The organism is Caballeronia sp. PC1 (assembly GCF_021353155.1).
Classification (GTDB): Bacteria; Pseudomonadota; Gammaproteobacteria; order Burkholderiales; family Burkholderiaceae; genus Caballeronia; species Caballeronia cordobensis.
In genome coordinates this window covers 1229552-1245238 of sequence record NZ_JAJUBH010000003.1, presented here as the reverse complement: position 1 = coordinate 1245238, position 15687 = coordinate 1229552, and the positions used below count along the sequence as shown (strand labels likewise).

Below are 15687 nucleotides of genomic sequence, written 5' to 3'. Positions count from 1 at the left end.
GTCAACAGGAGCAACGCACATGAGCCGCAAAGTCTTCGTCGCCGGGGTCGGCATGATTCCCTTCAAGAAGCCGGGCACCAGCGACACGTATGACGTGATGGGCGGCAACGCGATCCGCGAAGCGCTGGCCGACGCCGGCATCGAGTACGCCGACGTGCAGCAGGCCTATGCCGGCTACGTCTATGGCGATTCGACGTGCGGTCAGAAGGCGCTGTATCGCGTCGGCATGACGGGCATTCCGATCATCAACGTCAACAACAACTGCGCGACGGGCTCGTCCGCCCTCTTCCTCGCGCGTCAGGCGGTGCAAAGCGGCGAAGTGGACTGCGCGCTGGCGGTGGGTTTCGAGTTCATGAAGCCGGGCGCGCTGACTTCGAACTGGCCCGACCGCGCGGCGGCCCTCGAACGCGCGCATCTGCTCGTGAACGAAACGGTCGGGCACGAAGATCTGCCTCCCGCCATCCGCCAGTTCAGTGGCGCGGGTCTGGCGCACATGCAGAAATACGGCACCAAGCTCGAAACGTTCGCGAAGATCCGCGCGAAGGCGAGCCAGCACGCCGCGCGCAATCCGCTCGCGCTGTTCCGCAACGTGCTGAGCGTGCAGGACGTGATGGATGCGCCGATGCTCTGGGACGGCGTCATCACGCGCCTCATGGCGTGCCCGCCGACCTGCGGCGGCGCGGCGGCCATCATCGTGTCGGAAGCGTTCGCGCGCAAACGCGGCCTGCGCACCGACGTGCTGATCGCCGGTCAGTCGCTCACCACCGACCTGCCGAGCACCTACGATGCGCGCGACATGATCCGCGTCGTCGGCTTCGACATGACGCGCACGGGCGCGCAGAAGGTGTACGAGCAGGCCGGCGTGGGCCCGAAGGACATCGACGTGATCGAACTGCACGACTGCTTCGCGCAGAACGAGCTGATCACGTACGAAGGTCTGGGCCTGTGCGGCGAAGGCGAAGCCGAAAAGCTCGTCAACGACGGCGACAACACGTATGGCGGCAAGTGGGTCGTGAACCCGTCGGGCGGCCTGCTTTCGAAGGGTCATCCGCTCGGCGCGACCGGTCTCGCGCAGTGCTACGAGCTCACGCATCAGTTGCGTCACACGGCGGGCGACCGTCAGGTGAAGGATGCAAAGGTGGCGCTCGCGCACAACGTCGGGCTCGGCGGCGCATGCGTGACGACGCTGTATCAATCGGCGTGACCGTCATGATCGATAAAGCCAATATCGGCAAGCAGTTGCCGGTTTTCAGGGCGAGCGCGGACGCTTGGCGTCTGCGTTTCTTCGCCAAGGCGATCGGCGAAACCGATCCGGTCTACTTCGACGAATCCGCCGCGCGCGACGCGGGCCATCCCACGCTGCCGCTGCCGCCCACGTTTCTGTTCTCGCTGGAATTCGAGCAGCCGTCCTCGGCCTGGCGCGACGAACTCGGCCTCGTCGTGTCGCGCATTCTGCACGGCGAGCAGTCGTTCACATATCACCGCATGGCTTACGCGGGCGACGTGCTGCAGTTCGAGAGCCGCATCAGCGACATCTACGAGAAGAAGGGCGGCGCGCTGACCTTCGTGGTTCGCGACACGAAGGTCACCAATCAGCGCGGCGAGCATGTCGCCGATCTGCGCAGCATCATCGTTCAGCGTTAATCCGGAGCATGCAGATGAGCACCCTCACCTTCGACACCGTCAACGTGGGCGACACGCTGCCCGCGCTGGCCCTGCCCGCGATCAACCGCACGACGCTCGCGCTGTTCGCGGGCGCGTCGGGCGATCACAACGCCGTGCATATCGATCTCGACTATGTGCGCCGCGCCGGCATGCCCGATGTCTTCGCGCACGGCATGCTGTCGATGGCCTATCTCGGACGCCTGCTCACGCAGTGGGTGGAACAGCGTCAGTTGCGCCAGTTCGGCGTGCGCTTCGTCGGCATCACGCAACTCGGGCATCAGATCACGTGCACCGGCAAAGTCGTCGAGAAATTCGAAGCGGAAGGCGAAAAGCGCATCAGGCTCGAAATCCAGACGGCGAATCAGTATGGCGAGCCGCGCATCCTCGGCGACGCGGTCGTTGCCCTTTAACCCCCATTCATTGAAGTCTGGAGACTCGACACCATGAAGAAACTCGACGGAAAAGTAGCATTGGTCACCGGCTCCGGCCGCGGCATCGGACGCGCGATCGCGCAGAAGCTCGCGAGCGAAGGCGCGCGCCTCGTCATCAACGATCTCGACGAGGAACCGGCGCAGGAGACCGTCGAACTGCTTAAGAAGCAAGGCGTGGATGCGGTGGCGTGTGTCGGCAACGTGGCCGCGGCGGATTTCGCGGACCGCTTCATCAACACGGCGATGAAAACGTATGGCGGCATCGACATCATCGTGAACAACGCCGGTTTCACGTGGGACGACGTCGTGCAGAAGATGACCGACGAGCAATGGTATGCGGTGATCGACTGCCATATGACTGCACCGTTCCGCATCCTGCGCGCGGCGTATCCGCACATCAAGGCGCTCGCCGCCGCCGATAAGGAAGCCGGCCGCGAGATCTATCGCAAGATCGTCAACGTGTCGTCCACGTCGGCGCTCAACGGCAACGCGGGCCAGATGAACTACTCGTCGGCGAAGGCGGGCATCATCGGCATGACGCGTGCGCTGGCGCGCGAGTGGGGCCGCTTCAACGTCAACGTGAATTGCGTGGCGTTCGGGCTGATCCATACGCGCATGACGGTCAGCACGGAAGCGGCGCAGTCCGTGAAGATCGACGGCCGCGACATTCGCGTCGGCCTGAACGCGGACATGCTCAAGGCGCACGCGCAACGCAATCCGATGGGACGCGGCGGCACGCCCGAAGAAGCGGCCGGCGGCGTGTACTTGTTCTGCTCGCCCGAGTCGAACTACATCACTGGCCAGACGGTCGCGGTCGCGGGTAACATCCAGTAAGAAGGCGCGGCGCATGACGCTTCGGGCATCCGCTTAATTGTTCGCGGATGCCCGAAGCGATGCACGCCGCACGCGGCACAACGCGCGAGGCACGGCCGCACTGCCCGCGCGCAGAACAGATAAAAGTAAGGAGACGAGCGTGTACCTCACCAATTGCCTTCACCGCGCGCTGCAGCAGACACCCGATCAGCTCGTCACGAGTTTTCGCGGCCGCACGCGCACTTATCGCGCGTTCTGCGATCGCGTCGCACGTCTTGCTCACGCGTTGCAGGCGTTGGGCATGCAGCCGGACAGCCGCGTAGGTATGCTCGCGCTCAACTCCGACCGTTACTTCGAGTACATGATGGCGGTCTGGTGGGGCGGCGGCGTGCTGAATCCGGTCAATATCCGCTGGAGCGTGCCCGAGATCGTCTATTCGCTCGACGACTGCAATACGCGCATTCTTATCGTCGACGAACACTACGCGCACCTCGCGGCCTCGATTCGCGAGTCCGCCGCCTGCCCGCCGAAGCTGATCTATGCAGGCGACGGCGAAGCGCCCGCCGGCATGCTGTCGTTCGAAAGCCTGATCGCGAGCCATGCGCCGGTCGAAGACATGCGGCGCGGTTACGAAGACCTCGCGGCCATCATGTACACCGGCGGCACGACGGGTTCGCCCAAGGGCGTCATGCTGAGCCACCGGAACCTGTGGACGGGATGCGTCAACCGCCTCGTCGACGCTCCGCCGATTCCGAACGGGAAGACGCTGCACAGCGCGCCCTTCTTTCACATCGCCGCGATGACGCGCGCGCTGTTGCAGTTCATCCGCGGCGACATGAACGTCATCATTCCGATGTTCCAGCCCGCCGAAGTGCTGGAGACGATCGAGCGCGAGCGCATCACGGACATCGCGCTCGTGCCTATCATGATTCAGGCGACGATCTCTCACCCCGACTTCCAGCGCCGTGATTTGTCGAGCCTGCAACGTGTCGCATACGGCGCATCGCCGATGACGGCGGCCGTGCTGGAGAAGACCATCGCCATGCTGCCCAACGTCGAGTTCAATCACTCGTATGGCCTGACCGAAGGGATGATCGTATCGTCGAACCCCGCCGAAAATCATCATGAAGCGGCCCGCAAGAAGGGCTTGCATACGTCGGCGGGGCGCTCGATCTGCGGCACCGAAATCAAAATCGTCGACGGCGAGGATAACGAAGTGCCGCGCGGAACGGTCGGCGAAATCATCGTGCGCGGCCCGACGGTGATGCAGGGCTACTGGAACAAGCCCGAAGAAACCGCGCAGACGTTACGCGGCGGATGGCTGCATACCGGCGACGGCGCTTACATGGATGCGGACGGCTACGTGTTCATCGTCGATCGCATCAAGGACATGATCGTCAGCGGCGGGGAAAACGTCTATTCGGCGGAAGTGGAGAACGCGATCGCGCGCCATCCGGCCGTCGCGATGTGCGCGGTCATCGGCATTCCGCACGAGATTTGGGGCGAGGCGGTGCACGCCGTCGTCGTGCTGAAGCCGCAGTCGACGTTGAGCGAAAACGATCTGCGCCTTCACTGCCGCGAGCATATCGCGGGCTACAAGTGTCCGAAGAGCATCGAGTTTCGCACCGAGCTGCCGATGTCGGCAGCGGGCAAGATCCTCAAGCGCAACCTGCGCACGCCCTACTGGGAAAACAAGTCTCGCGCTGTGAACTAACGCGCGCGCGGCCTTCGGGCCGTGCGCTTTCGCGCTGGTTATTTCAATAGGATTCCAAATGAATGACCTCGTGAACTACCACGCGGACGCTGGCGTCTGTACCGTGACGATGAACCGGCCCGAGGTGCTCAACGCGCTCGACCGGCCGCTGCTCGCCGCGTTGGGCGAGGCCTTCGTGCGCGCGTCGGAGGATCGTGCGGTGCGCGCCGTCGTCGTCACCGGCGCGGGGCGGGGTTTCTGCGCCGGGGCCGACTTGCGCGGATGCAGCGAAGGTAACGATCCAGGCAGCCTGTTGCGAGACTTTCTTCATCCGCTCGTGCTCGCTATGCGGAACATGCCCAAGCCCGTGATCGTCGCGGTGAATGGCGTGGCGGCCGGTGCTGGCATGAGTCTCGCCCTCGCAGGGGACATCGTTCTGGCGGCGCGTTCCGCGACCTTCCTGCAGGCGTTCACGAAGATCGGCCTCATTCCCGATGCGGGCAGCACCTATTTCCTGCCGCGTCAGGCGGGCGAGATGCGTGCGCGCGCGCTCGCCATCCTCGGCGAGAAGATCGACGCATCGGAGGCCGAGCGCATGGGCCTCGTCTGGAAGGTCTTCGATGACGACGCCCTCGCCGCCGAAAGCATGAAGCTCGCGCACCATCTCGCGAGCATGCCGACCACCGCGTATGCGCTGACCAAGGCGGCGCTCAACGTCAGCCTCGACCAGGACCTCGCGCACCAGTTGGAACTGGAAGCGTCGCTGCAGGCGCGCGCCTACCGGACCGACGACGCGCGCGAAGCACTCAGCGCCTTCGCGCAACGCCGTACGCCCTCTTTCAAGGGAAGCTGAACGCGCCGTAAGGGTTAATCCGCCCCCCGCGTAAGGTAGGTCGATTGTTGCGGGCGATGCCGGCGGGTATCGTGACTGAGTCGGCCACCGTGCGCCGAACCTCGACTCGTAGGAGATAAGAATGGCATTGCCCACGCATCACAAGCAGGATAAAGATCTGTTCACCATCGACTCCAGCAAGGAGCCGTGGGTCAAGGATTTTCCGCATCGCGGCTCTGACGTCTGCCCGCTTTTCTTCGATGCGCAAAACGGCACCTGGGTGCTGCGCGCGCGTCTCGCGCCGGGCGTCTTGCTGCCGAATCATTTCCATACGGGCACCGTGCATCTGTTCACGATGGCGGGCCAGTGGAACTACACGCAGTATCCGCATCAGCCGCAAACCGCCGGCAGCTATCTCTACGAACCGGGCGGCTCGATCCATCAATTCACCACGCCCGCCAGCAACAACGAGATGACCGACATGTTCATGGTCATTCAAGGCGCGAATATCAACTTCGACGACGAAGGCAACTTCATCAACATCGCCGATGCGGGCTTCATCGAGGCGATGATCAACAAGGCCGCCAAAGACCGCGGCATGTCGCCGCTGAACTACATTCGCGCCCTGGGCGCGCGTTCGACCGCGATGTAATTCCCGAGTCTGCCTCCCGAACCACCGGAGTCTGAAGTGCCTGATTTCAACGTAGCCGGAAAACGCGTGCTGATCACCGGCGGGACGGGCGGCATCGGCGGTGCATTCGCCCGCGCCTTTCTCGAGCACGGCGCGCAGGTGATCGTCGCCGATCTCGCCGCGCCGCCCGCAAACGCCGATGCGCGCATTCGCCACGAACCGCTCGACGTGCGCGATGACACCGCCGTCGAAGCGCTCGCTGCGCGCATCGATACGCTCGATGTCCTGATTCATTGCGCGGGCCGCGCAAGCCCCGGCGAATACGAACCGGATATCTTCGCCGACGTCCTGGACGTGCATCTCGTGGGCGGCCTGCGGCTCGTCAACGCGTTTCACCCGCATCTGAAGGCGAGCGCGGGTTGCGTGATCAACATCGCCTCGATGTATTCGTTCTTCGGCTCGCCGATGACGCCCGCGTATGGCGCGGCCAAGGCGGGCGTCGTCGCGCTGACGCGTTCGCTCGCGCTGCGCTTCGCCGCCGATGGCATTCGCGTCAACGCCATCGCGCCGGGCTGGATCGACACGGCCCTGACACGCGCGGCGCGCGACAACAAGGCGTTTTTCGAGAACACGCTGAGCCGCATTCCCATCGGCCGATGGGCCGAGCCGGACGAAGTGGCCGGCGCCGCGGTGTTCCTCGCTTCCCCTGCTGCGCGCCTCATCACCGGTATCACCCTTCCCGTCGACGGCGGTTATTCGGCGGCCTGATCGCGTTGCGCACGCGTCAATCATTCACCTCATGCCGATCATGAAAGTCATCGCCTTTGAAAGTATCGACAAGCCGCTCAGGCTGGCGGAACTGCCCGTTCCCGCCCCCGCCGCGGACAGCCTCACGGTCAGAGTTCATGCCTGCGGCATCTGCGGGTCCGATCTGCACGCCGCGCAGACGCCCGGCATGTTGCGCGAAGGCTCCGTGCTGGGCCACGAGTTCGCCGGGGAAGTCGTCGAAGTCGGCGCGGACGCGGGCGCGGACTGGCGCACGGGCGACCGGATCGTGGCGCTGCCCTTGCGCGCGTGCGGCACATGCGCGCCGTGCCGCGACGGACGTCAGGCGTCGTGCGAAGCCCCCGCAACGCAGGGCTTCAACCCCGCATTGCCGGGCGCGTACGCGGAATACGCCTCATGCCAGGCCGTCATGGCGATGAAGATCCCCGACACCATGAGCTACGACGAAGCGGCGATGATCGAGCCGTTCGCCGTCGCGCTCAACGCGTACAAGATGGCGAAGGTGCCGCCGGGCGCGGACGTGCTGATCGTCGGCGCGGGCGTGATCGGGCTGGCCATCGCGACGTGGGCGCGCTTTTTCGGCGCGGGCGACATCGCAATCAGCGATCTCGTGCCCGAGCGGCTCGCGCGCGCACGCGACGCGGGCGCGGCAATACTCATCGACGCGTCGAATGTCGCGGACCCGGTCGCCGAGCTACGCCGCGCGACCGGCCGCCCGCCGATGTTCATCTTCGAATGCGTCGGCCGGCCGATCTTGCAGAAGCTCATCAACATGGCGCCGCCGAAGGCGCATCTCGTGATCGCGGGCGCGTGCCTCGAACCCGAAAAGGTGTCGGTGCTGAGCGCGACGATCAAACGGCTGCGCGTAAGTTTCGCATTTACCTACGAACGTGAGGACTTCGAATTTTCACTGCGCATGCTGGCGGACGGGCGCATCCGCGCGACGCCGTTCATTTCGTCGGTGATCGGTCTCGACGAGGTTCCGGCCACCTTCGAAGCGCTCAAGAAACCGAACACGCACTGCAAAGTCATGATCCGAAATCAGGCATCGGCTGCATGAGGGCGCGCCCTCGCCCTGCCCTTTTTGCTTCGTCAACCTACGCCACGCGAGATACCCGTCCGAGATCATGAATACATCGACCGAATACCCGTCACGCACCGCATGGCGCGTGTCCGCGCTACTGACTAGCCTCGCGCTCATCAATTTCATCGACAAGATTTCCCTCGGCATGGTGGCGGTGCCGCTCATGGACGAATTGAAGCTGACCTCCGCCCAGTTCGGCGTGCTGGCGGGCAGCATCTTCTGGCTGTTTTCGCTTTCGAGCATCGTCGTCGGATTTTTTGCGAACCGCTTTCAGACGCGCTGGATTCTGTTGGTGATGGCGGCAAGCTGGGCGCTGCTGCAATTGCCGCTCGTCTACGCCACCGCGCCGCTCACGATCCTGGTTTGCCGTGTGTTGCTCGGCGCGGCCGAAGGGCCCAGCGCGCCGCTTTCGATGCATGAGCTGTTCAAGTGGTTTCCCGACGCCAAACGCGGCCTGCCCGTCGCGATCCTGAACCAGGGCGCGGTCATCGGGCTGATCATAGTCGGGCTGATCATTCCCGTCGTGTCGCGCAACTGGGGATGGCGCATGAACTTCGTGCTGCTCGCCGTGATCGGCGCGGTATGGTGCGTGCTCTGGCTCATCTTCGCGGAACGCCGCGATCCGCCCGCGTTCGCGGCGCCGGCTCACATGATTTCGCGCACCGATGCCGCACACCAGACGTTGCTGCCGTACCGCAAGCTGCTGCTTTCGCCGCCTGTGCTGATCGTCATCCTGCTCGGCTTTTCCGCTTACTGGTCGTCGGGACTGATGCTGACGTGGCTGCCCGCCTACCTCGAAAAAGGCTACGGCTTCGATCACGTCACCGCCGGGCGGATCTTTGCCCTGGTGATTCTCTTCACGATGCCGTACACGCTCTTTCTGAGCTGGTATTCGCAGCGCTTGCAAGCGCGGGGCGCGTCGAGCCGTCAGGCGCGCGTGCAGATCATCAACGGAGCTTTCATCACGGGCGGCGTGTTGCTTCTGCTGCAGCATTTCGTCGCGATGCCCGCCGGGCTCAAGCTCACGCTCTTCGCCGTGGGCAATGGTCTCGCCACCATCTGCTTCGCGCTCGCGCCGGCGATCCTCGGCGAACTCGCGCATGAACGTCAGCGCACCGCGCTGCTCTCGGTGTACGCGGCGCTCGTCACGTCAGCCGGGGCCATCGCGCCCGCCGTCGCGGGACGGTTCATTCAGGCGAACGGCGGCAATAACATCGCCGGCTATGAAACGGCTTTCGTTATCGGTGCGGGCTTGTTGCTGTTGTCCGCCGCGCTGAGCATGCGTTATCTGCATCCGGAACGCGCTCGCGAAAGACTTTCGGCGCTCGGCGTTTCGCGCTCGGTGTAATCCCCCGACGCCTTCGCTCACTCACACTTCACAGGTACGCATCGCATGAAGAACCCCGCCGCTCATCAAGCCGTGTCCGCGGTCAATGGCGCGCTCGTCAATCGTAGCGTGCTCGAAAACGAACGGCTCGTCAGGCACCAGGACACTACGCCCTACGAGTTGACCGATCGCGTCTGGGTGCTGCCGGGCACGGCGCTGAACGCGGCGGTCATCGTCGGCGACGACGGTCTCATCGTGTGGGAATCCGGCGAGCATCTCGAACACGGCAGGCAGTATCGTGAAGCGATCCGCCGCATCAGCACGAAGCCGATCAAGGCGATCATCTACAGTCACACGCATTACGCGCTGGGTGCGCGCGCGATCCTCGAAGGCGAGGACAACGTGGCGGTCATCGGCCATGCTCGCCTCAACGAAAACATGCGCGTGGCCGCGCTCGGAAGCTATTTTCCCGAGATTCAGCCGCTCCAGCACGCGCGCGCCATGCAACATGCGCAAGCCCTGCTGCCCCATTCGGGCGACGACGCGCAATATGGCTTCGTGATCGAACACGGGCCGACGGGTTTCGTACCGGTGAATACGCCGGTCGCGCATGGGGAGATGCTCACGATCGCCGGCGTGCGCATGCAGTTCTTCACCGAAGGCGGCTCCGACACCGACGACTGCGTGACCGTCTGGCTGCCCGATCAGAAAGTGGCGCTGAACAACATTCTGTGGCCGTGGCAGCCGAACTTCTATACACCCCGCGGCGCGAAGTTTCGCGATCCGCGCGTGTGGTCGGAAGCGCTCCGGCACCTGCTCGCGCTCGAACCCGCGTATCTCATCAGCCAGCATGCGCGCTCGATCACCGGCGCGGCCGAGATCGAACGCACGCTGCGCAATTACCTCGATTTCACGATGCTGGTGCTCGATCAGACCTTGCGCGGCGTGCTCGCGGGCAAGGGGCCTGACGAGCTGCGCGGCTTCATCGAACTGCCTCGGCATCTCAAGGAAGAGCCGTGGCTATTCGAAGCCTATGGCCGCCTCGACTGGCACGCGCCCTACATCATGAATCACGCGCTTGGCTGGTGGGATGGCGACGCCGCGACGCTCGAACGCCTTGCGCCCGCGGATATCGCCGGGCGCATGACGACGCTGCTCGGCGGCCGGGCGCGCGTGCTCGACGCCGTTCACGAGGCGCGTGCGCAAGGCGACTACGCCTGGGCGCTCGAATTGCTCAACTATCCGCTGAAGCTCGCGCCGGACGACGCCGAACTTCGCCAGCTCAAGGCAAGCCTTCTGCGCAGCAGCGCGCAGGCGACGACTGCGAGCATCGCGCGCGGCTTCATGCTGAGCCAGGCGCTTGCGCTGGAAGGCAAGATCGATCTGCCGCGTCTCGTGCCGCCTTCGAAGCGTCAGATCGCCGCCGATCCCGCGACCTATGTCGATCATTTGCGCGTGCGCGTGAATCCGGTTCAGGCGCAGCATATCGACGCGATCATGCGCTTCGATTTCATCGACGGCGCGCGCCCTTCCGTTGCGCTGCACGTGCGCCGCGGCGTCGCCGAATTCATCGCACGGCCGCACGAACTCTCGCGCCATGCCGATTTCATTCTGACGCTCGACGGCAAGACCTTCGCGCAGCTTTTCGTGAGTCCGTCGTCGCTGCAAACACTGCTGCGCGAGGAAGCGCTGCAACTCGCAGGCGATGCAAGCGCCGCCTGCGCGGTGCTCGCGACGTTCGACGCGCTTCGCGCATGACATGGAGGGCATCTTGAACACTACTTCATTTGCACCAGACAACGGTGCGGCCCCGCTCGCCGGCAATGTCGCAGTGATCACCGGCGGCGGACGCGGCATCGGGCGCGCGATCGCGCACGCCTACGCGGAAGCGGGCGCGGCCGTCGTGGTCGCCGCGCGCAGCAGCGAGGAACTCGATGCCGTCGTGCGGTCCATCGAGGCGCGCGGCGGCAAAGCGCTCGCATGCCCTGTCGACGTGACCGACTACGCGAACGTCGAAGCGATGTATGCGCAAACCGTCGAGCATTTCGGCGGCGTCGATATCGTGCTCGCGAATGCAGGCCTCGGCACGCCCGGCGGCCCGATCGAAACCGCGAATCTCGACGCGTGGAAGCGCACGTTCGAGGTCAACCTCTACGGCGCGCTGCACACGGCGCGCGCGGCCATTGCGCCCCTGCGAAAGCGCGGCGGGGGCAAGATCATCATGACGGGATCGGGTTCGCGCCATCGCCCGATGCCGGGGCTTTCCGCTTACGCCACATCGAAGCTCGCCTTGTGGATGCTCACGCAGACCATCGCGCTCGAAGTACAGGACGCGAACATCAGCGTCAATGAACTGATTCCGGGCCCGGTCAGAACTGAAATGACGGGCTTCGGCAAAGTCGCGTTTCCGCCCGGCGAGTGGATGAAAGAGCCGGAAGACGTCGTGCCGCTCGCGATGTTCCTCGCGACACAACCGCTCGTCGGCCCGACAGCGCAAAGCTTCAGCCTCATGCGCCGAGCCGGATGAATTCAGGCGCGAGGGAGCCCCATCTACCAACACACATGAGGACACAAGCGTGAACAGCGAAGCCTTTTATCGCGGCGGTCAGGATCACAACAAGATGGCCGCGCCGAACGGCGCGATCGTCAATGGCGATTTTCTGCGCTTTGCCGCAAAGACGCAGTCGAGGATGCAGGTTCATCAGGTATGCGAGGGCCTTCGCGTCATTACCGGCTATCACAGCGTCAACTGCATCGTGGTCGAAGGGCTGACGGGGCTGATCGTCATCGAGACGGGCACGAAGTTCGGCCACGGACGCGATCTGCGCGCGATCATTCGCGGCTTCAGCGACAAGCCTGTGAAGGCGCTCATCTATTCGCACCATCATTACATCGGCGGCGCGGCGGGACTGCTCGACGGCGAACGCATCGAAGATGTCCAGGTGTTCGCGCATCCGCAGACGGAACAACTGGCCGCCACCACGTCGAACATGCTCGGCCCGATGCAGCTCAGGCGCATCGGCATTCAGTTCGGCGCTTACCTGCCCGATCGCGGCCCGGACGCGCGTCTCGGCAAAGGCGAGAAATCTTTCGACGATCCGCACCTGAATGCCTTCGCGCCGTTGGCGGTCACGCATGCCGTCGCGGATGGCGAGTCGATCACGGTCGATGGCGTGAGCATGCGCTTTCATCACATCATCGGCGATACGCGCGATTCGCTCGCGATCGAATTCCCGGACCTCGATGCGGTGGTCGCGAATTCCGCGCTCGCGCCGATGGCGTATCCCATGTACACGCTGCGCGGCGATTTCTTCCGCACCCCGGATGAACTGATCGCCGCGCTCGACCTGCTGCGCGATCTCGACTACACCTATGTGGTTCCCGTACACGGCAATCCGTATCTCGATCGCGCGAGCGCGCAGGCGGCGCTCACCGCGCATCGGGACGCCTACGCGTTCATCTGGAATCAGTGCCTGCGCGCGATCAATCGCGGCATGACGCCGGACGAGATGGTCGCGAGCATTCGTCTGCCCGAACATCTGCTAAACGATCCTGTGTTGTATCCCGGCTATGTGGACTGGGAGTACGGCATTCGCGGCATCTATCGCGGGCTGGTGGGCTGGTATAGCGAAGACGGCGCGGATCTTCATCCGCCCGCGCGCGGCGAACTGGGCGGCGTGCTCGTCGAAGGCTTCGGCGGCGCGAGCGCTTTTCTCGACCGCGCGCGCACCGCGATGGACCAGCGTAAATACAATCTGGCCGCGAGCCTCGCGAGCCTGCTGATGGCGGCGGAGCCGGGCAATCAGGCCGCCAGACAGTTGAAGGCCGACGCGCTGCGCGCAATGGCGCAGAGCACCCGCACCGGCATTCAGACGCGCAACTTCATGCTGACCGAAGCGCTGCACCTCGAAGGCAAGACCGACTGGCACATCCCGTCGCCGCATTCGTTCTTCGGTGCGCCGAGCGTCGATTCGCTCATGCAGCGGCCGCCGCAGGAACAGGTGAAGCTGCTCGAACAGCGTGTAGATGCGAACGCCGCGGCGGCTTTGCGGGCGAACGTGGCCTTTCGCTTCGACGGTCACGGCGAGTGCGGTCTCCTGCTGCGTCCGTCTGTCGCCGAATTCCGCAGCGATGCGCCCGCGCACGCCGACGTCACCTTCTCGCTCGATGCGCGAACGATGGCTCGCCTGAGCCTGCGCGAGACCGGCCTGACCGAGGCCATCGAAGCCGGCGACGTTCGCGTGAGCGGCAACGAAACGTTGATTTCCAAAATCGAAAACGCATTGACGCTCGCGTCATCTGCCGTGTCGTCGGAACGATAAAAGGCCTTCCCATGTCATCGAAAATCGAACATCACTACGCTACGCTCAACGGATTCAAGTTTCATTACGCGACCTGCGGCCAGCCCGACAAGCCGATGCTGCTATGCGTGCACGGCTTTCCCGAAGGCTGGTTCGCATGGCGCGGCGTGATGGAGTCGCTCGGCGAGCAGTATTACGTCGTTGCGCCCGACACGCGCGGCATCAACGAATCCGCCGGACCGGACAATGTTTCCGGCTATCGCGTCTCGAACATGGTCAGCGATCTGCTCGCGCTGCTCGATCATCTCGGCCAGCGCAAGTGCATTCTCGCCGGGCACGACTGGGGCGGCGCGATCGCGTGCTCTTTCGCCATTGCGCATCCGGAACGTCTGCATGGGCTCGTGATGATCAACACCACGCATCCGGGTATCTTTCTTCGCGAGCTCGCGCGCAATCCGCTGCAACGCGCTGCGAGCGCCTATATCAACCTCTTTCTGAGTGAGGGCGCCGAAGCCGCCATCAGCGCGCACGGTTTCGCCACGCTGCGCACCGGACTCGGCGTGGACCCGCGCACGGGCGCGTCGCCCGCGTGGCTCGACGATTCGCTGCGTGATCTCTACACACGTTCGTGGTCCACGCCGGGCTCGCTGCGCGCGGGTCTCGGCTACTATCGCGCGACGCAAGCGCGCGGCGCAGAGAAATCGTATGCCGACGATGCACGCTATCGCGTCAGCGTGCCGACGCTCTTCATCTGGGGCGAACAGGACCGTTATCTGCTGACGGGTTGCGTCGAAGAGCTCGATTCGTTCTTCTCCGATGTCCGCGTCGAACGCATTCCCGAAGCCACGCACTGGATCATCCACGAACAGGGCGGGCGCGTGAGCGCGTCAATGGCGAAGTTCATCGAATCGATCGAAACGGTTTCTGAAGAAGAGTGATGCAATGAAAAACGCCCGCGTTTGAATGACGCGGGCGTAAGAGGCAGGAAGCTCAGATCGATCAGATCGCCTGAGCGTACAGGTCCGTATGATGACTCGCGTCGCCGAACATCTGCCCGGCTGCCGTGAGAAACTTGAAGTAATCCCCCACGGCAAGCTCAGCCGTCACGCCGATGCCGCCGTGCAACTGAATGGCCTGCTCGCCAACAAAACGCCCCGCCTTGGCGACGACCGTCTTCGCCGCGCTGATGTCGCGCCGCCGCTGCGCCGCGTCCTGCTGTTGCACGGCGGCGATCGCACAATAGGCCATCGAGAGCGCCATTTCCTTCTGCACCATCATGTCGGCCAGGCGATGACGCAGCGCCTGGAACGCCGCGAGCGGCTGCCCGAACTGACGGCGCGTGTTCAGATACTCGGCCGTCATTTCGATGAGGCGCTCCATCGCGCCCACCGATGCCCCGCACAGCGCCGCGATGCCGCGCCCGATGCCCGCTTCGAGAATGTCCGCGCCGTCGCGCGCATGGCCGAGCATGTCCGCCGCCCGCACGATGACCGCATCGAAATGCACTTCGGCCGCCTGCTGGCCATCGACGGTCGGATACGCGCGCACGGTCACGCCCTTCGCGTTCGCGGGCACGATAAAGAGCGTTACCGCCTGCGCATCCGCATTCCACGCCGAGACGATGAACGCGTCCGCCGCCCCGCCATGCCACACATGCACCTTGCAGCCGTCGATGCGAAAGCCTTCGCCCTCTTTCGATGCGCGGGTTTTCGGCGCGCGGAAGTCGTAGCGCGCGTCGCGCTCCTGCCAGGCCGGCACGACGATCTTGCGGCCATCCGCCAGCGACGGCAGCCACGTATCCTTGAGCTGCGTACCGCCGTGCGCCGCGAGCATGCTTGCGCTCATCACGCTGCTCGCGATGACCGGTTCGAGCAGCAACGCGCGGCCCGCTTCGCGCTGCACGGCGAACACATCGGCGGCACCGTTGCCGAATCCGCCGTATTCTTCCGGCACGTCGAGCCCGAGCACGCCGAACTCGGCATACGCGCGCCACGCATCGCGGCACAGGCCCGCATGATCGCGCGTGACCGTGCGCCGGTGCTCCGCCGTGTATTCGTTCTCGCTGAAGCGCCGCAGCGTATCGGCCAACTGGCGCTGCTCTTCGGTGTAGTTAAAGTCCATGTT

General features: G+C 64.4%; 15 protein-coding genes. 14 read left to right on the top strand and 1 reads right to left on the bottom strand.

All coding sequences use genetic code 11. The annotated features are described in order from the left end of the window. The first annotated feature begins 19 nt into the window (after window positions 1–19). The 14 genes from LY284_RS30225 (at window position 20) to LY284_RS30160 (ending at window position 14501) form a co-directional block, all read left to right on the top strand. Window positions 20–1204: a lipid-transfer protein gene (locus tag LY284_RS30225; protein ID WP_233389821.1), complete on the top strand. Its 1185-nt coding sequence runs from the start codon at window positions 20–22 to the stop codon at window positions 1202–1204. 5 nt (window positions 1205–1209) lie between these two features. Next, window positions 1210–1644 carry a MaoC family dehydratase N-terminal domain-containing protein gene (locus LY284_RS30220; protein ID WP_233389820.1) on the top strand — a complete coding sequence of 145 codons (435 nt, stop codon included), beginning with the start codon at window positions 1210–1212 and terminating at the stop codon, window positions 1642–1644. Between the two features lie 14 nt (window positions 1645–1658). Next, window positions 1659–2075 (top strand): MaoC family dehydratase, encoded by a 417-nt coding sequence (locus tag LY284_RS30215; protein WP_014252634.1) that lies wholly within the window; start codon window positions 1659–1661, stop codon window positions 2073–2075. A gap of 33 nt (window positions 2076–2108) precedes the next feature. Further along, complete coding sequence (locus LY284_RS30210; protein ID WP_014252635.1) at window positions 2109–2930, top strand: SDR family NAD(P)-dependent oxidoreductase; 822 nt, start codon at window positions 2109–2111, stop codon at window positions 2928–2930. Between the two features lie 139 nt (window positions 2931–3069). Then, complete coding sequence (locus LY284_RS30205) at window positions 3070–4623, top strand: long-chain fatty acid--CoA ligase (RefSeq protein ID WP_233389817.1); 1554 nt, start codon at window positions 3070–3072, stop codon at window positions 4621–4623. A gap of 58 nt (window positions 4624–4681) precedes the next feature. Next, window positions 4682–5455, top strand: a complete 774-nt coding sequence (locus tag LY284_RS30200; RefSeq protein ID WP_233389816.1) for an enoyl-CoA hydratase-related protein — start codon at window positions 4682–4684, stop codon at window positions 5453–5455. Window positions 5456–5576: 121 nt separating this feature from the next. Then, on the top strand, window positions 5577–6086 hold the full coding sequence (locus LY284_RS30195) for a 2,4'-dihydroxyacetophenone dioxygenase family protein (protein ID WP_233389814.1): 510 nt from the start codon (window positions 5577–5579) through the stop codon (window positions 6084–6086). Window positions 6087–6122: 36 nt separating this feature from the next. After that, window positions 6123–6833, top strand: a complete 711-nt coding sequence (locus LY284_RS30190; protein WP_233389812.1) for an SDR family NAD(P)-dependent oxidoreductase — start codon at window positions 6123–6125, stop codon at window positions 6831–6833. 31 nt (window positions 6834–6864) lie between these two features. Then, the gene (locus tag LY284_RS30185; protein ID WP_233389810.1) at window positions 6865–7911 is read left to right on the top strand and encodes an alcohol dehydrogenase catalytic domain-containing protein; all 1047 of its coding nucleotides are present in this window, start codon (window positions 6865–6867) and stop codon (window positions 7909–7911) included. A gap of 67 nt (window positions 7912–7978) precedes the next feature. Further along, window positions 7979–9283, top strand: coding sequence for an MFS transporter (locus LY284_RS30180; RefSeq protein ID WP_233389808.1), 1305 nt, complete (start codon window positions 7979–7981; stop codon window positions 9281–9283). A gap of 45 nt (window positions 9284–9328) precedes the next feature. Next, the gene (locus LY284_RS30175; RefSeq protein ID WP_233389806.1) at window positions 9329–11020 is read left to right on the top strand and encodes an alkyl sulfatase dimerization domain-containing protein; all 1692 of its coding nucleotides are present in this window, start codon (window positions 9329–9331) and stop codon (window positions 11018–11020) included. A gap of 13 nt (window positions 11021–11033) precedes the next feature. Continuing rightward, window positions 11034–11789: an SDR family oxidoreductase gene (locus LY284_RS30170; protein WP_233389805.1), complete on the top strand. Its 756-nt coding sequence runs from the start codon at window positions 11034–11036 to the stop codon at window positions 11787–11789. Between the two features lie 49 nt (window positions 11790–11838). Then, window positions 11839–13584, top strand: coding sequence for an alkyl sulfatase dimerization domain-containing protein (locus tag LY284_RS30165; protein ID WP_233389803.1), 1746 nt, complete (start codon window positions 11839–11841; stop codon window positions 13582–13584). An 11-nt stretch (window positions 13585–13595) separates the two neighbouring features. Continuing rightward, window positions 13596–14501 carry an alpha/beta fold hydrolase gene (locus tag LY284_RS30160; protein ID WP_233389801.1) on the top strand — a complete coding sequence of 302 codons (906 nt, stop codon included), beginning with the start codon at window positions 13596–13598 and terminating at the stop codon, window positions 14499–14501. A 61-nt stretch (window positions 14502–14562) separates the two neighbouring features. Here LY284_RS30160 and LY284_RS30155 read toward each other — a convergent pair whose 3' ends face one another. Further along, a complete protein-coding gene (locus tag LY284_RS30155; RefSeq protein ID WP_233389799.1) occupies window positions 14563–15684 on the bottom strand; it encodes an acyl-CoA dehydrogenase family protein in 1122 nt (373 codons plus the stop codon). Between the last annotated feature and the right edge of the window lie 3 nt (window positions 15685–15687).